Origin of the sequence: Acetobacter aceti, assembly GCF_002005445.1 — a bacterium.
In the GTDB taxonomy this organism is placed as follows: Bacteria; Pseudomonadota; Alphaproteobacteria; order Acetobacterales; family Acetobacteraceae; genus Acetobacter; species Acetobacter aceti_B.
This window is the reverse complement of sequence record NZ_CP014692.1, coordinates 2,076,968-2,095,751: the sequence shown is the minus strand read 5'-3', so window position 1 is coordinate 2,095,751 and position 18,784 is coordinate 2,076,968. Positions and strand designations below refer to the sequence as shown.

General features: G+C 58.5%; 16 protein-coding genes and 1 tRNA gene. 7 read left to right on the top strand and 10 right to left on the bottom strand.

Annotated features, from left to right (window positions below):
- Nucleotides 1-131 precede the first annotated feature (131 nt).
- Nucleotides 132-1,283 (bottom strand): glycosyltransferase family 4 protein, encoded by a 1,152-nt coding sequence (locus A0U92_RS09480; RefSeq protein WP_077813005.1) that lies wholly within the window; start codon nucleotides 1,281-1,283, stop codon nucleotides 132-134.
- Nucleotides 1,284-1,817: 534 nt separating this feature from the next.
- Between A0U92_RS09480 and A0U92_RS09475 the strand changes: the two genes are divergently transcribed.
- Nucleotides 1,818-2,678, top strand: a complete 861-nt coding sequence (locus tag A0U92_RS09475; protein ID WP_077813004.1) for a site-specific integrase — start codon at nucleotides 1,818-1,820, stop codon at nucleotides 2,676-2,678.
- A 169-nt stretch (nucleotides 2,679-2,847) separates the two neighbouring features.
- On the opposite strand, the gene A0U92_RS09470 is transcribed toward A0U92_RS09475, so the two are convergent.
- Nucleotides 2,848-2,922 (bottom strand) — tRNA-Val (locus A0U92_RS09470).
- Nucleotides 2,923-3,033: 111 nt separating this feature from the next.
- Between A0U92_RS09470 and A0U92_RS09465 the strand changes: the two genes are divergently transcribed.
- On the top strand, nucleotides 3,034-3,945 hold the full coding sequence (locus A0U92_RS09465; RefSeq protein WP_077813003.1) for an N-formylglutamate amidohydrolase: 912 nt from the start codon (nucleotides 3,034-3,036) through the stop codon (nucleotides 3,943-3,945).
- Here the strand turns inward: A0U92_RS09465 and A0U92_RS09460 are convergent, their stop codons facing one another.
- The 5 genes from A0U92_RS09460 to thiO form a co-directional block, all read right to left on the bottom strand.
- Nucleotides 3,946-4,371 (bottom strand): hypothetical protein, encoded by a 426-nt coding sequence (locus A0U92_RS09460; protein ID WP_149026437.1) that lies wholly within the window; start codon nucleotides 4,369-4,371, stop codon nucleotides 3,946-3,948.
- Between the two features lie 219 nt (nucleotides 4,372-4,590).
- Nucleotides 4,591-5,205, bottom strand: coding sequence for a thiamine phosphate synthase (locus tag A0U92_RS09455; protein ID WP_077813001.1), 615 nt, complete (start codon nucleotides 5,203-5,205; stop codon nucleotides 4,591-4,593).
- Nucleotides 5,202-5,972 carry a thiazole synthase gene (locus A0U92_RS09450; RefSeq protein ID WP_077813000.1) on the bottom strand — a complete coding sequence of 257 codons (771 nt, stop codon included), beginning with the start codon at nucleotides 5,970-5,972 and terminating at the stop codon, nucleotides 5,202-5,204. Before A0U92_RS09450 ends, A0U92_RS09455 begins: the two co-directional genes overlap by 4 nt.
- Before the next feature lie 5 nt (nucleotides 5,973-5,977).
- Nucleotides 5,978-6,175 (bottom strand): sulfur carrier protein ThiS, encoded by a 198-nt coding sequence (gene thiS, locus A0U92_RS09445; protein WP_077812999.1) that lies wholly within the window; start codon nucleotides 6,173-6,175, stop codon nucleotides 5,978-5,980.
- A 131-nt stretch (nucleotides 6,176-6,306) separates the two neighbouring features.
- Nucleotides 6,307-7,278: a glycine oxidase ThiO gene (gene thiO / locus A0U92_RS09440; RefSeq protein WP_077812998.1), complete on the bottom strand. Its 972-nt coding sequence runs from the start codon at nucleotides 7,276-7,278 to the stop codon at nucleotides 6,307-6,309.
- Nucleotides 7,279-7,530: 252 nt separating this feature from the next.
- Here thiO and A0U92_RS09435 point away from each other — a divergent pair, with 252 nt between their 5' ends.
- Entirely contained in the window at nucleotides 7,531-8,670 is a 1,140-nt protein-coding gene (locus A0U92_RS09435; protein WP_077812997.1) for a glycosyltransferase family 32 protein, read from the top strand.
- A 21-nt stretch (nucleotides 8,671-8,691) separates the two neighbouring features.
- Here A0U92_RS09435 and A0U92_RS09430 read toward each other — a convergent pair whose 3' ends face one another.
- The 3 genes from A0U92_RS09430 to A0U92_RS09420 form a co-directional block, all read right to left on the bottom strand.
- The gene (locus tag A0U92_RS09430; RefSeq protein ID WP_077814357.1) at nucleotides 8,692-9,375 is read right to left on the bottom strand and encodes an RluA family pseudouridine synthase; all 684 of its coding nucleotides are present in this window, start codon (nucleotides 9,373-9,375) and stop codon (nucleotides 8,692-8,694) included.
- A 158-nt stretch (nucleotides 9,376-9,533) separates the two neighbouring features.
- Nucleotides 9,534-12,383 (bottom strand): DNA translocase FtsK, encoded by a 2,850-nt coding sequence (locus A0U92_RS09425; RefSeq protein WP_149026436.1) that lies wholly within the window; start codon nucleotides 12,381-12,383, stop codon nucleotides 9,534-9,536.
- Between the two features lie 178 nt (nucleotides 12,384-12,561).
- The gene (locus A0U92_RS09420) at nucleotides 12,562-13,995 is read right to left on the bottom strand and encodes a protein adenylyltransferase SelO family protein (RefSeq protein ID WP_077812995.1); all 1,434 of its coding nucleotides are present in this window, start codon (nucleotides 13,993-13,995) and stop codon (nucleotides 12,562-12,564) included.
- A gap of 102 nt (nucleotides 13,996-14,097) precedes the next feature.
- On the opposite strand from A0U92_RS09420, the gene A0U92_RS09415 reads away from it, so the two are divergent.
- From A0U92_RS09415 to A0U92_RS09400, 4 genes are all read left to right on the top strand, one after another.
- Nucleotides 14,098-14,277 (top strand): DUF3311 domain-containing protein, encoded by a 180-nt coding sequence (locus tag A0U92_RS09415; protein WP_077812994.1) that lies wholly within the window; start codon nucleotides 14,098-14,100, stop codon nucleotides 14,275-14,277.
- The gene (locus A0U92_RS09410) at nucleotides 14,274-15,782 is read left to right on the top strand and encodes a sodium:solute symporter family protein (protein WP_077812993.1); all 1,509 of its coding nucleotides are present in this window, start codon (nucleotides 14,274-14,276) and stop codon (nucleotides 15,780-15,782) included. Before A0U92_RS09415 ends, A0U92_RS09410 begins: the two co-directional genes overlap by 4 nt.
- 117 nt (nucleotides 15,783-15,899) lie before the next feature.
- Entirely contained in the window at nucleotides 15,900-16,805 is a 906-nt protein-coding gene (locus A0U92_RS09405) for a LysR family transcriptional regulator (protein ID WP_077812992.1), read from the top strand.
- Between the two features lie 115 nt (nucleotides 16,806-16,920).
- Complete coding sequence (locus tag A0U92_RS09400) at nucleotides 16,921-18,699, top strand: FUSC family protein (protein ID WP_077812991.1); 1,779 nt, start codon at nucleotides 16,921-16,923, stop codon at nucleotides 18,697-18,699.
- Nucleotides 18,700-18,784: the final 85 nt, after the last annotated feature.

Here is an 18,784-nt window from a genome sequence, read left to right as displayed (position 1 = left end):
AAATCCGGGAGGCTTTAAAAGCCTAAAAAGGGCTTGTCACGCAGGCAATCACCCACCCGCGCACACGTCTCAGAATCATAAACGATTCCAATGATTCACGATGATCCTGGAGGGGCTCTGATATTAGAACCCTAAAGCACCGCCTGAAGAGCCGCCAGTTGCCCCTCCTGCATGGAGCGCCCTGCCGCGAGAGCACGTTCCCCGAGACTCGTTCTGTATGCGGCATCGGAATAGACGCGCAATGTCGCCTCAGCAAACGCGGCACTATCACTGTCGGGCACCACGACAACGCCACCCAGAAAATCGGGTTCGATCCCCTCTACACCTTTCATAGTGCTGACCACCGGCACGCCGAGGGATATCGCATCCATCAACTTGATCTTCAAGCCTGTACCCGACACGATCGGATTGATGAGAATGGGTGCCGACGTGAATGCATCGCGCACGGTGGGAACGGTGCCGAGAATTCTGATGGACGGGTGAGGAGTGACGTTGACACCAACTGTTCCGGCGATCATCAGCACGAAATCTGGTCTTTTTAACAGAATTTTTGGAAAAACTTCGTTCAGGAACCAGTCCAGCGATAGTCGATTTGCGGGAAAATTCGATCCAAGGAACGTTGCACCATCCGTGTGCGTCAAATCGCATGCCGCAGACGGCTCAATGAAGTGCCCGATAAGCGCTGTTCGCGTCTTCGACGTCGGAAAATTTTCCTGTATGATGCGCTCGAAGAGAAGTTTTTCCTTGTTCTGAATTGCCATGACAACATCCGCTCGAGTGAACCCCTCAGCTTCAGCCCGGTCAGTAAATTCGAGCATAAATGAATCGTGCGTATCGATGATTTTTCGGGTTTCGGGCGGGTAGAAGTCGAGAATATGCGAGTAATGGACATATTCCACAATGACGCAGTCAAATGATCGTTCTTTCACCGAGAGAAAGACGCGTCGAGCAAGAAAACGTGGGAAAATATAATCGACGTTATCATGTCGATGATGCGGTCGACGAAGCTTCTGCCGCACCCAATGCGCCAGAATGTGGGACACAATGTTAACGTTCTTCAGAAAGATATCAAATTTTGTCAGTTTCGCGATAACAAATTCATCTCGACCAAAAAACGTAATATGAGAACTCTCGTCGAAATCGCCCATCTGTTTCGACGGAATCAGAACAAAACTTACCGTATGCCCGAGCGCTTTCAGCGCGTTAACGAGTGTCAGGATGCGTGCGCGATTGCCACCATTTGTTGGAAAAAGAGGTATTTTTGTAAAAATGACGACACGCATCTCTCAAATCCAACCCCAATGCATTCATTATTGTGACGCTTGACACGCCAATTGACGCTACCTCTCGGAGAGACAGGCGCGACCGTTTATTGAATGCCCGCCTCAGGATACCGTTTTCTGTTATCGAAAGAAAGCGAGGGCTCAAATAAAATATATGCGGGTTCTTACTGTCTGACTTAAGATTTATGAGGATTCACATTCGAACGAGGTTATGGTTCAAGTTCTGAACCGCCCCGGACTTGCCGGAGAGTGATTTGATCAAATTACGCGGCCATTGGAATGGGGTCCATGGCGGTGTAATGACGTTGCTAGACTTCGGCTGGCGTGATGTTGCCGATGGACGGTTCGACCCTGCCCTCGGTCAGCCGTTCGGTATAGCGAATAGCGACGTATTGACTACCGTGATCGGAATGGCAGATTCGCTCTCCTCCGAGACTGACGGACAGCGGGCCAGGATCGCCGTTCCAGCGCGTCGAGCACGAGGCCCGGCGGTTGACGCGTCAGCCGACGACGTATCAGGCGAGCACGTCGATAATGAACGCGCCATACACGAACTCCGAACACGTGGCGACAGAGGTGAAATCCGACACCCACAACCGGTTCGGCGCCAGCGTGTTGAACTGGCGGTTCACCGTGTCGCGCGGACACGGCGCTCTTGTCGCTGAGCGTCGTGCGTTTGGGCTTGTCGCGGACGCCGCCGTGCAGGGCGAGGTCGCGCATCTGCCGCCAGACCCTGCGCATGCCGCAACCGCTGAATTTCTCATTGGAAACACGCAGAATATCCGAATGCAGAGCGGCATCCCGTTGTTCCCGCGTGGAACCGGCGCGTCGGCTCGCGCCGTTTTCGCCCTCGCTCGGAATAGGCCTCTGGGGCGATCCACAATATCCGGCAGATTGGTTCGACCCCATAGTCGGCGCGTTGCCGGGGCCGAAGCGGTTCACGGTGGCCTTCATGGTGTCGAAGACGCCCCGTGTCCCGCGTGTACGCGCCGCGTCATGGGTATCGCTGCTGCCGTTGTGAATTGGGCCTGGAAGAATGGCGAGATCGACCGTCAGATTCCGATTGTGCTGCCACCCGAGGGTGAAGGGGGCGAGCGCATTATGACGATTCGGGAGATGGCTCGGCTTTGGGCGACAGATATGCCGTCCCATCTTCGCATGTTTCTTGCGCTTCTCATCGGGACGGCGTCACGCCCTGAGGCGCTTCTGCAACTCACTCGTGAGCAATGCGATCTGGGGCATGGGGTGATTGACCTCAACCCGCCAGGTCGGGCTCGAACGAAGAAGCGACGACCACGTATTCCGATGCCGGAGTTTTTGAGATCGTGGATTGAGAGCGTCCCTTCTGGTCATCTCGTGACCTACAAGGACAAGCCGATTCTCAAGATCAACTGAGCTTGACGCGGCGCGCGCGAAGAAGAGGTCGCAAGCACCATTGACCGGGTGGCAGCCCGGTCAATGGTAAATCTCAATTTGCGTGCTAATAGCGTGCTAGACTCAACTGCAAAGGATGGAAGTCCAATGCATAAGCCTCAGAAAACCGTTTGTTTTCTGCCGGAACGGATGGTGGGCGCAACAGGGATTGAACCTGTGACCCCTACCATGTCAAGGTAGTGCTCTACCGCTGAGCTATGCGCCCATCTGTTCGGTAAACGGGCTTTTAAAGAGGCTCTGCGAAGAAGGCAAGCCCATGTGTGAAAAATAGTGTAGCCTGTTAGAACACCCCAACGACCCCCTGTTCCGAGTGCTTATGCTGGACCAATCAGGCGCTGCTTTCAGCGATTCTTTCAATATCACAGAAGAAGGCGCAACTGACGGCTTTCACGCGAATCCGCCTGTCACGGTTGTGCATCCGTCTGGAAAATCAATACCGCTGATTATTTCATCACCTCATTCCGGACGCGATTATTCTTCCGGCTTTCTTGCTCAGGTCAGGCTGCCTCTTGATGTGTTGCGGAGTGGTGAGGATTTCCATGTTGATACTCTCGTGGCCTCTGCGCCGGTTCATGGCGCGACTCTGCTCTCCGCTACATTTCCGAGAGTGGTCTGCGATGTGAACAGGGCTTCTCTCGATCTGGATCCGGCCATGATCAACGGGGCAGAGGAGGGGACGCTCAGGCCTTCAGCCCGTGGGCGCGCAGGGCTGGGAAGTGTTCCGGTCGTGGTTTCGGGTGGCAGGCAGCTCTATGCGAACAAAATTTCCATGGAGGAGACGACATCCCGCCTGAGACGCTACTGGCATCCGTATCACACCACGCTCGGCAAACTGGTCAGAGACATGAAAGAGAAGCACGGTTTCTGTGTGCTGCTCGATATGCACTCCATGCCGGCAGGGGTCGATGGCTCAAAAGCGGATTGTGTGATTGGCGACTGCTTCGGAATATCGAGTGAGTTGCACTATGTGCAGGCGATGGCCCGAAGCCTGCTGGCGCAGGATATGAAAGTCGCCCGGAATCACCCGTTCGCAGGAGGATTCATAACCAGCCATTACGGATGTCCGGATGAAGGGGTGAGCGCCATACAGCTTGAGATGAATCGTGCTCTCTATGTGAGCCGGCGGGCAAACGGCAGTTCGGGGCTAAATCCCCGGTTTGCCCAGAAAATAGAGCAGGTCATCGCAGATATGGCGGCATACGTGGCGCAATGCGTAACTCAACGTTGATCAGAGCGTGCGCACCATGATTCTGAAAGCCGTTGCAAAATGCACGTCCGCGGCGTCAGTGGCATCCTGATTGAGGCGGATATCCACAGTCGGCCGCGAAGTGAGATAAATCTGGCAGCTTCCGCTCTCTACCTGATCCAGATGTCCTGTCACGCAGACGGCGTGATGTGAGCTGAGCGCATTTTTCAGGGTGGGAGTGCCTGCTCCGTTGGCGGACACGACCGCGGCGAACGTGCTGCGATTCAGACCATCGAGACTTACGGGGAAAGCATGCATGACGATGTCGACACCCTGTGAAGTATCGGAGAAAGCTTTGCTGATCTGCTGTGCTTCCTGCACCGAGCCTGTCACTGCGGGGTTGTATACAACCGCTACAGTAATCTCTCCTTTCGGCGGCGGCACGATAAAGTGCAGCGTCTCCCTCAAGATGTTGACATCCTTGGAGTCGAAAGCGTGTGCGCGAAAAGACATGGCGATGAAAAGACCATGACTCAGGGCGCATGCAGTAATCAATCTGGCAGCTTTATTAATGACGGGTATCAACTGCACAACTTTCGATCCAACCAACTGGCAGGATAATCAGTCACAGCTATTGAAGAACATTTAAGCGGCGAGCAGCGATTGTTGGCACGATGTCGTTTTGCACTATTTTTTTTCTGTTGCTTCCAGCCATGCTGTGATCTGGGCTTCCGGATCGGGTGACAGAATGAAGTCGGAAACGGCGGAAACGCAGTCCGCACCGGCGACGATACATTCGGGCGCACGGCTCAGGGTTACGCCGCCAATCGCCACCAGAGGCAGGTCGCCAATTTTCCTGCGCCATTCGGTCAGTTTTTCCGTACCCTGCGGACCAAAGGCCATTTTCTTGAGGCGTGTAGGCCAGATTGGCCCCAGAGCAACGTAATCAGGCCTTGTCGCCAGAGCGCGGTCCAGCTCCTCCACACAGTGCGTGCTGATGCCGAACCGGATGCCTGCTTTCCGGATGGCTTCGAGGTCCGCTGTATCAAGGTCTTCCTGACCCAGATGTACCCACGGCGCTCCACACAGAATGGCTTCCCGCCAGAAATCATTGACGACCAGTGATACGCCGTGCCGGTCGGCGAAACGCAGACCTTCCTTCAGTTCATCAATAAACGCCTCCCCCACCTTGTCCTTGATGCGAAGCTGGATGAAGCGTGCTCCGGCTGCTCCCAGACGGTCGACCCAGAACGCCCGGTCCACAACAGGATAGATGCGCTGGGGTAGCGGTGAATGGGTCATGCGAGCACAGGCTTTCCGAGCAGGGGAGTGGAGGGGGCCGCCATGTCGCGTTCCGCCATGGGGTCAGCCTGACGGGCGAGAGCTCCGGCTTCGACGGCAAGGCTGAACGCGCGGGCCATGGCCACCGGATCGCCCGCCCTGGCGACCGCCGTGTTGATCAGAACGGCGTCATAGCCGAGTTCCATGGCCTGAGCGGCATGGGACGGCACGCCGATTCCGGCGTCGACCACAAGAGGGACGTCCGGGAAATGAGCGCGAAGAGCCCTCAGCCCGAATACATTGTTCAGACCTTTGCCTGAGCCGATCGGCGCACCCCACGGCATCAGCACTTCGCAGCCCGCGGCAAGAAGCTTTTCCGCCACCACCAGATCTTCAGTCGTATAGGGAAAAACCTTGAACCCTTCCGAAGTGAGGATGCGCGCCGCTTCCACAAGGCCGAAGACATCCGGTTGCAGCGTATCGGACTCGCCGATGACTTCCAGCTTGACCCAGTCCGTCTCGAACACTTCGCGGGCCATATGGGCCGTGGTGACTGCTTCCTTGACCGTGTGGCATCCGGCCGTGTTGGGGAGAACCGGAACATCAAGCTCACGGATGAGGGACCAGAACGCCTGCCCTGCCTTCTGGCCAGCGGATTCCCGTCGCAGCGAGACGGTGATCACGCCGGCCTGAGCCGCCCTCACGGCGGAGGCGAGGATTTCGGGCGAAGGGTACTGCGCCGTACCCAGCATCAGGGGGGAAGAAAGACTGGTTCCGTAAAATTTCATCGGTTTTATCCACCCTGCATGGGGGCGACGATTTCGATCTTCATCCCCTCTGCAATGGCCAGATGGGTGCGGCGAGAGGCCGGGACGAAATCACCATTTACGGCGGTTGCGATCCGGGCGCCCGTCAGACCCAGTTCATCAACAAGAGCGGCAAGGGTGGGAGCACTCACCTCGCGGGCTTCATCATTGACCATAATGTTCATGTCAGTCTCCCTGACCATCCATCGTCACCTGAGCAGTTGTCATCGGGGCAGTTGTCGATGAGGCCATCACCACCGGCGTCGCTCCTGCATCACTTGGGGCTTTCAGGAAGGCCACGCAAGTCACGGGTCTTCTACGAATCGAATACGAGCTTCTCGACCTGCTGGCCCAGCCAGGGCGACAGCAGGTAACCGTGACGATACATCCCGTTGACGAAGATGGTACGGTCTTCCCGGGTCACAAGAGGCACGTTGTCAGGATAGGAAGGTCTCAGACCAGTACCGATATCGACAATCTCGGCTTCCGCAAATCCGGGGTGGAGCGTCCAGGCCGCGTTGAGCAGTTCGCTCATCGACCGGAGCGTGACGGGGCCGTCATTTTCACTCTCGATCATCGTTGCGCCGACCATGAACAGGTGATCGGCACGCGGCACTATATAGATGGGGATGCGGGGGTGCAGCATCCGCACGGGTCTGTGCAGCGCCACGTCCGGGCAGCGGAGGAGGAGCATCTCTCCTCTTACGCCGCGTAGAGAGGGAAGTTCCTCCCGGGCGCGAAGGCCCGTTGCATCAACGGTCCAGTCGTAGGACAGGTCGGCTGGCGCATGCGGGCAATTCAGCAGAAGGCGTCCACCCAGTTCGTTCACCAGACGCTGGGCGAGGGCAGGCAGAGCCTTGCGTGGATCGAGATGCCCTTCTTCCGGAAAGAAGAGCGCCTTTTGAAAGCGATCGGCGAGATCCGGTTCCAGGTCTTCGATTTCCTGTGGCCCGATTTCCCGAAAGTGACTGGTGCGGCGTCCAAAGCGGGCGATCTCCGCCGTGTCGCGGGGCGGAGCGACCACAAGACTGCCATTGGATTGCACGTCAGGGACGTTTGCGCGCCACCAGGCAAGGGAATCAATCGAACGCTCTGTCACTTCAGGGGGCGCCGACTCTGCTTCGCACCAGGGAGCCAGCATCCCTCCCGCCATCCAGGAAGCCCCTGACCCGACTTTCGGACCCGCTTCAGCGAGGGTGACGCGGGCTCCACGACTGGCCAGTCTGACAGCAGAAACAAGACCGGCGACCCCTGCGCCACGAACCAGAATATTTTGAGGGCGTGTCATGGAGAGCCTCCCCTGCCGGACAGTAATAAAAGGGTGCCACGATGACGATGTTACAGTGGTTTGTTAAGGGGGCCTCGCACCTGATTGCCGGGAAGGCCCTGCGGAGACTGCGCCATGAAATAATGTTTTTCATTTCAACGGGTAAAAAATGATAATCAGGAGTAGCTATGATCCAAATGAACGTCCGTTCCGGTTGTAACGGTCTGAGGATTTGCTAATAAGTTGGCCAGACAAGGCGTCGGAGATAATGGAATGACTGAACCGGTAACACCACCGCATCTTACCCCCTCCGACCTGGCGAACAATGAAAGAGCCGTTGCCTATTATAACGAGCATGGCTGCGACACCGTCGAAAAAGCATTTTATCTCGCCAATGTCCTCCATACCGATCGGTGCGTTGCCGAAGCCGCTCGCGTTTATCATATCGGGTATGAACTTCATTCCAAATCTCCGGATCAGCATCCCGGCGCGCATATCCTGCTTCATGTCAGCCTTCTGTGCCAGCTGAAGGCCGGTCTGCCGCTCAATCAGGCAGATATGGATGCACTGCGGTCCCTGTCACTTCCGCTCTACAATTATATCCTTGGCATCCAGACAGCATGGACCGCAGGCGACCTGATCAAGGCCGCACGGATCATGGGGAACTGTTACGACGAGTTCCATACCGGCGAAGAATGCGACCGGCTGTATCTGGAGATCATGAACCGTCTCTACACCGAGCAGATGCGGAATGGTGTGGCAGATAGCCGTAATCCCGGCGCTCTCATCCCGCGCAAGATTTTCATGTACTGGGACAAGGAGACGCCGGAGGAAGTCGAGCGGAACTTCGAGTATCATCGTAACCTCAAGGGAGTTGAGGTCAGGACTTTCAATCAGGAAGAAGCCGCCCAGTGGCTGTATGAGCTCTATGGCGTCGAGGCCCGGACCCTGTTCCTGAGCACCCGGCACCCTGCCGAGGCGGCTGATTTCCTGCGTGCCCATGTCATCCAGAAGCTGGGAGGCTGGTGGCTTGATGCCGATATCCGGGTCCGGTCCGAGGACGTCTTCTTCGAGAAGCTGTCACACCACCACTCACATGTATTCCTGCTGACCCATGACAGCGTCGTGCATAATGATTTTTTCGGTTCGGTCGCAAACAGCCCCATTCTGGAAGATGTTCTGCTGTCGCTCTACCGGAACTGCTATCTGCATCCGGGTCTGTATATTCCCTATAAAACAGGACCCGGTGTTTTCGAACGTGCGTTGAACCGCACATTCCATGCCGACTTCATGCGGGTTCGTCCCATTCCTTCGATGGTTGTGTATGACAGCCAGGTCTTCTCGGACATCATCGAAGAACTGCACGTGGACTACAAGTTCCAGGGCAAGTCCTGGCACTCCGTCAGCAACTGATGACTCAGTCCTGAACGCCTGTCACCCGGTTTGCGGGTGATAGCCACAGCGCCGTAAGGCCGCCTCCATATGAGGCGGCGGCGGGGCGACGGCTGCTATTGGCGCTGGGAGCGGGAGGGACAACTCCCGGCTCAGCAGGTGGAGCGGACCTGAGCCCGTGTTCTTGTTTTCCGTATAGATCGGGTCGCCTTTGATTGGTGTGCCCAACAGGGCGCAATGAATGCGCGCCTGATGGGTCCGGCCTGTGTGGAGGGTGAGCTCCACCCATGAACACACGCCGTCCGTTCCCAGTCGTTTGAGCGTCGTGCGTGCATTCTGCCCGTCAGGCGCCGCACACATCTTCCATCCCTCGGACCGGCTGCTGATTTTTTTCAGAGGCTCGTCAATTTCCGCCGTTTCGGGAGTAACACCCTGCACGATGGCCCAGTAGACCTTGCGTGCCCGGCCTTGTGAGAAACAGGCCTGCATCGCTAGCAACGTCTGTTTGCGAAGGGCGATGGCGAGGCAACCCGCCGTGTCGGCATCAAGCCGGTGAGCAAGCCAGGGACCATGTTTCCGGCGACTCATCAGAGGAAACCAGTCTTCCACACTGGGACCACCCTTCGGGCCGGGATGAACCGGCAATCCCGCTGGCTTGTTGATGATGAGCGCCTGATTGCTTTCGTAGAGCGTTTCAAACGGGAGAGCTGGAGAAAGACCCGTCATGATCATGCGCTCATTTCCAGAAAGCAGGGGAAAGCTGGTGCCTGCCCAGGGTAATTGCCTTGAGCAGGAGCCTTACTGAGATGTGGAGAAAAACCCGTTCAAATCATTCTGATTGAACGGGCGAAGATACCCTGTGAAGCATGCCTGAAACAGGCGCATCAGTCTTCTGCGCCGCGTCCGATCAGAACCTTGCGGCGACCAACATGGTCCGCTGCCGTCACGATGCCGTTCTTCTCCATCTGCTCGATCAGCTTGGCGGCACGGTTGTAGCCAATCGAAAGATGACGCTGGACGAAGGAGGTGGACGCCTTGCCTTCGCGGATCACGATGGCGACCGCCTTGTCATACAGACCGGATGTATCGCCGTCTCCACCACCGCTCGCAGCTTCGAAAGCTCCTGCGGCGCCATCATCCTCTCGTTCGGAAATGACGTCCTCGTCGTAAATCGGCTCACCCTGCTCACGCAGGAACTCGACCACCGCTTCTACTTCACTGTCAGCCACGAATGGCCCATGCACACGGGTAATACGGCCACCGCCCTGCATGAACAGCATGTCGCCCTGACCAAGCAACTGTTCCGCACCCTGTTCGCCAAGGATCGTACGACTGTCGAACTTGCTGATCACCTGAAAGGAAATACGCGTCGGGAAGTTGGCCTTGATGGTGCCGGTGATCACGTCCACGGACGGGCGCTGCGTCGCCATGATGACGTGAATACCCGCAGCACGGGCCTTCTGCGCGAGACGCTGGACGGCGGCGTCGATTTCCTTGCCCGCCGTCATCATCAGATCGGCCATCTCGTCGATCACCACGACGATGAAGGGCAGCGGATCGAGCGTCAGGGACTGCTCTTCGAAAATCGGATTCCCCGTTTCCGGATCGTAGCCGGTCTGCACCCGCCGGGTGACTTCCTCGCCGCGGTCACGGACCTGCGCCGCACGCTCGTTATAACCGGCGATGTTACGGACCTGCAGATGCGCCATGGCGCGATAGCGACGGTCCATCTCGCGCACAACCCATTTCAGGGCCGTGACGGCCTTGGTCGGCTCGGTGACAACCGGCGTCAGCAGGTGAGGGATGCCGTCATAGATCGACAGTTCCAGCACTTTCGGGTCGATCATGATCAGGCGGCACTCATCCGGAGAATGCCGGAAGAGCAGCGACAGGATCATGGCGTTGATCCCGACCGACTTGCCGGAACCGGTGGTGCCTGCGACGAGCAGATGCGGCATCTTGGCGAGGTCGCCGAAAACAGGTTCTCCCTCGATATCCTTGCCGAGAGCCAGTTCGAGCCGCGCCGTCGTGTTTACCCATTCCGGGCATTTGAACAGTTCAGAAAGATAGACCGTCTCGCGGGTTGCATTCGGGACTTCGATGCCGATGACATTGCGGCCGGGGACTGTGGCGATACGGACGCTGAGCACGGACAGGGAGCGGGCGACATCGTCGGCCAGACCGATGACACGGGCCGCACGGATGCCGGGCGCTGGCTCAAGCTCATACAGTGTCACCACGGGGCCGGGATGCAGATCGACAATCCGACCCTGAACACCGAAATCCGCCAGAACCGTTTCGAGAAGCCGTGCGTTGCCTTCCAGCATTTCCCGTGATGGAGCCATGGCGGCCCGTGAGGCGGGTGGAAGTTTCAGCAGGGAAACGGGGGGCAGAATCCAGCCCTGAGAGGTTTTCGCCGCTTCCCGACGGCCTGCTGCCGAACTTCCTTCATTCTCCGACCGGCCACCGAAGAGTTTGGAAAGCAGGGATTTCCTGCTTTCCCCTTCAGCCGGGGCGCCGTGACCCGCTGACTGTGTGATCGGTTCAGGGCGGGCTGCGGGCGGCGGAGATTCCGGCTGAGACGAAGGTGTGGCCAGAAGTTCAGAGACGGAAGCGCGCTCATCCCGATAGGCTGACATGGGCTCGCCAGACGGTGGAGCGTCATGCATCGGGCCCGGCAGCGCATAGACGGGTTCGTCTTCGTTGACTGTGTTCGCGGGCCTGCGGCCGGTCGGGCGGTTTGCCGGAGGCGATTCCGGTGAAGGCGCCAGAAGGGCGACGTCTGTTCCGGTCGGAGCTGTGCTTCGAGTGGCCGCAGGCTGTCGCGCCGTTTCCGAGCGGGGCGGCGGCGGCGCAAACCGTGTTTCCTGCGCTGCTTTTGCCGCAAGATACTGGCCGGCGGATGCCGTGGACGCCTTGGCCCGTCGGGGAATCCATGACCGTTTGCTACCATTGTCCTGCTCGGCGAAGCCGTTCTCGGAAATGGCTGTATCATAGCCATTACCATAGTCGCTGCGAGCGTAAGCCTCTTCCTGACCCGGAACGACACGGCGCTGCCGCGCGATAATCACTCTGGCGAGACGGCCGGGCTGACGGCCGATGATCAGCATGGTCGCGCCTGTCAGGCGGGCGATGCTGTTCCATTCATTGCGATCGAGACCAAAAGCCAGCGCACCAAGAAGAACGGCCAGTATCAGACCAAGGCACCAGATGATGACGCCGCCCGCAGGTCCGATGGCCGACATGCCCGCCGCCACGGCTTCCCGGGCCATGCTGGCGCCGATGCCACCGCCGATCCCGGCATCGGATGGCCATGCGGGCGCATGAAACGCCGTGATCAGGATGGGAAGCGCCGCCAGCAGGGCCGAACCCACGAGCATGAGGCAGCAGAGAGCGACCGCACGCAGCACAAAAACGCTCAGGCCGCGATGCCGGAAGATTCTCCATCCCCATGCGACGAGCGCGATGATGAGCAGGACCGTGGAGAGTCCCACCGCCTGAATGAGGATGTCGGCAAGAAACGCGCCCGGTCGTCCAAACAGGTTCGTGGGCGCTCTGTCGGTCGACACATCCGGGGAGGGGTCGAGCGGGTCATAGCTCCAGAAGCAGGTTGTCAGGGCAAGCGCCAGTACCCATAGCAGAACACCGCCGAGTTCGTCACCCCGGCGTTTCAGCGACGTTTTCGTCGTGGCGGATGAAAGGCTGGCAGGAAGGATGCGGCTGATACGCGCCAAGAAACCGGTCCCAAGGTTACAGTGTTCAAAAGCTGGATATGCGGGCCACCTACGGTTCGCATGGAATGCGAACATATCGCGTGCGGCGTGTATCCTAAAGGTGAAGAACCGTTCTTAAAGCCCGGATATGTCCAAAAAGCGAAGATTTTTTGAGTTCATGAAGGAGGTTTCTCCGGCCTCACGTTTTCACGGCGGGAATATGGCCCAGCGCATCGGCCATCAGGGCGATTTCTGCCAGCTTGTCATCGAGGGCGGACCAGTCATCCTGCTCACTGATTTTTGTCCAGAGAGCCTCGACCGTCGTGATCAGCATATTACAGGGCTGACCGCCTGAAAAATATGGATGATCTACGGAATAGGAGGCGACCGGGGTCCGTTTTTCGAGCAGGCCGCGGGCCTCTGCAAAGGCGCTGTCACGATAGAGGTCGCCACGTTCACCGTTCAACGCCCGCTCCGCGCCATCACTGCCTCCATACCAGTCGAAGGGCAGGCAATGGAACGGAATGCCTGAGGTCTCCATAAACAGCGTGACTGCATGCCGCAGGGCGCGATCGGTCTCGGGAGTGTCCGGGCTGACGCCAAGACGACGACACCATGCGAGATCCAGTTCGCGTTCATAAAGTGCGGGAAAGCGGGAAAGAACGTCCGTCAGTCCGGCATGGGGGGCAAATTCCAGCAGGCATTCCGCCAAACGGGCCAGATTCCACAGCAGCGCCTGTGGCTGGCGTCCATAGGCGTAAAGCCCGTTATGGTCGAAATAGGCGGCGGTAAAGCCCGCATCGAACCGGGGCAGGAACCGCCATGGACCATAGTCGAAACTCTCGCCCGTAATCGCGATATTGTCGGTGTTCAGGACGCCGTGGACAAAGCCCGCGGCCATCCACTGGGCTCCCACACGGGCGACGCGACCGCACACGGCTTCAAACAGGACCAGCGCTTCATTGCCATCTTCCGGGACGGACAGGTCTGGGTAGTAGGTCTCCCGAACGTAGGTGACGAGTAGCTTCAGAGCCTCTGTCTCGGCATTGGCCGCAAGACGCTGGAACGTGCCGATGCGGATGTGAGAGTGACCCAGTCGCACGAGAACTGCGGAGCGCGTGGGGGACGGTTCGTCGTTCCGCTCCAGGTTCTCACCGGTTTCGATCAGGCTGAAGGCGCGGGAGGTTTCAACGCCCAGCGCTTCCAGCATGGAGGCGGCCAGAATCTCCCGCATGCCGCCTTTCAGGGTCAGGCGTCCATCGCCGCCGCGAGACCATGGAGTGCGCCCGCTACCCTTGGTGCCCAGGTCGAGCAGACGCCCGGTATCATCCCGCAACTGGGCGAACAGAAATCCTCTGCCGTCGCCGAGGTCAGGGTTGTACTGCCTGAACTGGTGGCCATGATAACGCAGCGCCAGAGGCTGGGGCAGGGAGCCGGGAAGCGGGACAAAACGGCCGAAATGATCGACCCATTCGGCATCGGTCAGCGTATCGAGGCCGACAGTGGACGCTGCCCGGTTGTTACGATAACGGAGCGTGTGCGTGGGGAAGTGAGCGGGCTGCACGACATCGTAAAACAGACCGCCGAGGCGGGTGTGATCGAGAGCCGGATGAAAAGCTTGTGAAAATGGCATCAAACCGCGCTTTCACGGGAAGTTCTATTGACTTCCCGATGGTCATTTTACAGTGTCAACAAATCCGACACACACACACGAATAATAAGAAGTGGTCGCTGAATGAAAATTTTCAATATCCTGCTCATTGCGCCCTTTGTCGGGCTGCTGTGGGTGCCCTTCTATAACCACCAGACCCCGATGCTGCTCGGATTTCCTTTCTTCTACTGGTACCAGTTCGCCTGGGTCCCCGTGACGTCAGTTCTGATCTGGCTTGCCTGGAAAAAGGGAGCACAGTCATGAACGGCATTCCTGCGGCTGATACGCTTGCGCTCGTCGTCTTCATCCTGTTCTTCGGGGTGACGATCATTGCAGGCAGCACGGTTTCCCACTGGAAGAAATGGTTTTCCGGCGGAAAGAAATCGTCCCCTTCCACGCCTGTCGAAGGACATGGCGGTCACGGCACGGAAGAATGGGGCCTTGGCGGACGACAGTTCGGAGTTTGGGTCACGTGGTTTCTGGTTGGAGGCGATTTCTACACGGCCTACACCGTGATCGCGGTTCCGGCTCTGGTTTATGCGGTGGGGGCTTACGGTTTCTTCGCGCTGCCCTACACCATCATCGTCTACCCGTTCATCTTCGTCGTCATGCCCAAGCTGTGGAAGATCGCCCATGACGGCGGTCACGCGACGGCTGCGGACATGATCCGGGCACGTTTCGGCAGCCGTGCTCTTGAGTTGGCCGTTGCGTTTTCGGGCCTGATCGCCGTCATGCCCTATATCGCGCTTCAGCTGATCGGTATCCGTACCGTCGTGCAGGCGCTGGGCTTTTCGGGTGAGATCCCGCTGATCATCGCCTTTGTTTCCCTCGCGGCCTACACATGGATGGGCGGTCTGCATGCGCCTGCTCTGACGGCGTTCATCAAGGACATCATGATCTACATCGCGGTCATCGCCGCCGTGACGCTGATCCCGATCAAACTCGGCGGCTATGGCCACATGTTCGATGTCATGAACAACGTGGTGGCAATGCCGGATGCTGATCATGTCATGAAGGCCGGGCAGCTTATGCCGTACGCCACACTGGCGCTTTCCTCCGCGCTGGCGGCATTCCTGTATCCGCATACGCTGACAGGCATTCTGGCGGCCAAATCAGCGGATACGGTCAAGCAGAACGCCGTCTATCTGCCGATCTACACCATTGTCCTCGGACTGATCGCCCTGCTCGGCATGATGGCGCACGTCGCGGGCATCGATACGACCGTGTCTTCGATGGTGGTGCCTTACCTGTTTCTGAAACTGTTCCCGGACTGGTTTGCGGGTTTTGCTTTCGCTGCCATTGCAGTAGGAGCGCTCGTTCCGGCCGCTGTCATGGCGATCGGTGCAGCCAACCTGCTGACGAACAACATCCTGCCGAAGCGTTATGCTGGCGTGACGACCTCCCGGATTGCAGCGCTCGGCGTGAAGCTGGGCGCTCTGCTCTGTGTGCTGTTCCTGAACGCAAAGTTCGCCATCGATCTTCAGCTTCTTGGTGGCGTGATCATTCTTCAGACATTCCCGGCGCTGATCTTTGGCCTGACAAAATTCCGGTTCTCATCCACCGGTATGCTGACAGGCTGGATTGTCGGCACGGTGGTTGGTCTTGGTATCTGCTGGGCCGATGGCCTGAAGCCGGTTCATACGCTTGCAATCGGTGGTTGGTCCGAACTGGTTTCAACGGGACTGATTGCTCTGGTTGTTAACATCATCGTGACGGGAGTGGTCTCGATGATTGTTCCGCAACGGAACCTGGCGGTTGCTTCCAGATAAGCCCCGCTTCTTTTAACGGTAATGTCAGAAATGCCCGGCTTTTCTTAGCCGGGCATTTTTCGTTTATGACATTTTATTCCCCGCAAAACCGAATACGAATGACAAAGGGAAGATCGGATGTTTCTCCGGCAGTTGAATTATCTGATCGCTCTTGACCACTTCCGGCACTTCTCCCGCGCAGCGGCCCATTGCGGCGTGTCCCAGCCCGCGCTTTCCACGGCCATCCGGCAGCTTGAAAACGAACTGGGTGTCTCCATCGTGCGCCGGCGACATCGTGTTCTTGGCCTTACACCGGAGGGCGAACGCGTTGTCGCCTGGGCGCGCCAGAGTCTGGCGGCGCTGGATGGACTGAAGCAGGAGGCGGGGTTCGCGCATGATGTGGCGGGTGGCTCTCTGTCCATCGGCGTCATGCCGCCCGCCATACAGATTGCGCCCCTGCTGGTGGAAAGTCTTCGCGCCGTGATTCCGGCTCTCCATCTGGAAGTGACGGTCGTCTCTTCCGCCGAAGTGATGCTGGGACTGGCTGAGGAGCGCTTCAATCTGGGACTGGTCTATCTCGAGCAGCAGACAACCTCCCCCAATCTTGAGGAGCACACGCTCTACAGGGAGCAGCATGTTCTGGCCGCGGGCTCTGGCGTGAGCCTGCCGGGCCGGACATCTTGCAACTGGTCGGAAGCAGCGGGACTTCCCCTTTGTCTTTTTGACCGGTCAATGAAAAGCCGTCAGATCGTGGACGATGCTTTCGAGAAGGCGGAGGTCAAGAAACCGGACATCCAGTTCGAGACCAATGCGCTTGAACTGCTGCACGCAGAACTGAAAGCGGGGCGGCTGGCCTCCATCCTGCCGATTGCCGCCCTCCCTTCAGGCAGTGATGGAGCAGGGCTGAATATCCGTCGTCTGCATCCTTCGCCGGAGGTGCCTGTGGGGGTGATCAGACTCCGAAAGCCACTGATGAGCGCACTCATGCAATGTGTCTGGGACACGGTGACCAAGCTGGATCTGACAAGGGCTCTCACCCTCTGAAAGCGCCATTATAAGTGCTTCTTATAATTGCATCATAAGAAAGACTTGGACTTTTCTCCCGCTATCGTCTGCTAGCAACGCCATTATCAATGGGTGAGCAGGGAACCGGGCAGACGTGACAACGGTGACGGCAGAGCGAAAGTGGAGCTGGCTTTTCGCGCCGTCCATGGCGAATCTCGGGTTCGCCGTACGGACGTCCTGCGCTGCGGTCTTCTCCCTGCTTGTCGCCATGTGGATGGAGCTTGGCAGCCCGCAATGGGCGCCCCTGACCGTCTGGGTGGTCGCCACAGCCTCGCGTGGTGAGTCGATTTCCAAGGCGCGGTGGCGTTTGTTGGGAACAATCATCGGCTGTTCCGTCGGCGTGGCGCTGATCGCGTCCTTCCCACAGCAGGCCGCCATTTTTTTCGCAGGTCTGGCCGCGTGGATCGGTCTGTGCTGCGGTTGCGCCACCTTCTTCGACGGATTTCGGAGCTACGGCTTTCTGGTGGCCGGTTTCACGACGGCCATCGTCGCGGTCGACGCCATTCCGGATCCGGACGCCGCCTTTTCCGTGGCGATGGCGCGAGGAACCTACATCATGCTCGGTATCGTCTGCGAAGGTGTGGCGACGATGATGTTCATGCCGGACATGGAAGGGAAGGCGCGTCGCGCACTCGTGAAGCGCCTGAAGCATGTTGCTGATCATACCAGCATCATGCTTCAGGGCGCTGACTTCTCCCGTCCGGTACAGCAGGCGTTGCTTGCAGACATCATGGCGGCGGCGACCCGCATTGAATACGATGTGCTGGAGATGGGGCCGGCGGCAGGACGGGCGGCGGATCACGCCCGCGCCGCGCTGGCCTCCCTGCTGGCGGCGTTTGCGCGCAGGCGGGCGGAAGCTGGCTGGCCCACAATTCAGCGCAGTCTCGCCCATGCCGACGAGCATGTCCGGCTGATCGTTTCTCCCCTGCGAGGCGACCGATTCCGCTTTAGATCCCGTTCGGTGCGACAGGGGATTGAAGGTGTGCGTAACGGACTGCGTGCTGCCGCCGGGATCGTGGGGGCATGGTTGTTGTGGGAAGTCACGGGTTGGCCGTCCGGTATTACCTTCGTGTCCTATGTCGCGCTGGTCTACGGCCTGCTCGCCACACGGGAAACGCCGACGCTGGCGACAGGCGACTTTGTCCGTGGCGCACTCCTGTGTGCGCTGGTGGCGGCAGTTTTTGTGGTGCTGGTGGTGCCCGGTGTGACGTCGCCGGAGCTTCTGGCTGGCGCGCTGATGGTGCCGATGGTGGCGGGCGGTCTGGCGGCCCGGACGCCCCGGCTGATCAATCACGCCTTTTCCTTCAACATGTTTCTGCCCGTTCTGATCGGGCCTGCGAACATGGGGCGGTATGACGAAGTCTCGTTCCTGAACGGCACCTCCGCATTCCTTGGGGCGGTGTTTTTCTCCGCTGTCATGTTCCGGTTTGTGCTGACCTTCCGACCTGATGACCATCTGCGACGGACGATTGGCTGGGCGCAGCGGTGTCTGTTCGACCTGACCTATCCGACCAGCATGATATCCGAACGTGCATGGCTGATCGTGAATGCGGACAGCATGGTCCGGACGGTGCGAACGGCGCGGAATGTGCCGGAGGATGTGGTTTTCGCCCGTTTTTCGCAGCATATGGCGATCATGACGGTCGGTATGTATGTCATCGAGGTGCGGCAGACGGCACAGGACAAAACCTGTTCCGCAGGGCTGTCACGTCGGTTGCAGGTGTTTCTGCGGGTGTGGAGAAAGGATCAGGCGCGAGGGGAGATGATGCTGCCTGTTCTGCTGCGGTTCATTGACCGGGTACCGGGCGATCACACGGACCTGAGGCTCGCTCTTGTGAAAATGGTGCGGTTGCAACACGCAGTTCGGTCGTGATGCGTTCTCAATCCGTTAAGACAAACGCATTGCGTTCAGAAGGCTGTTCCGAAATCTCCATAGCCGCGCCTCCGCCTCCGTGATA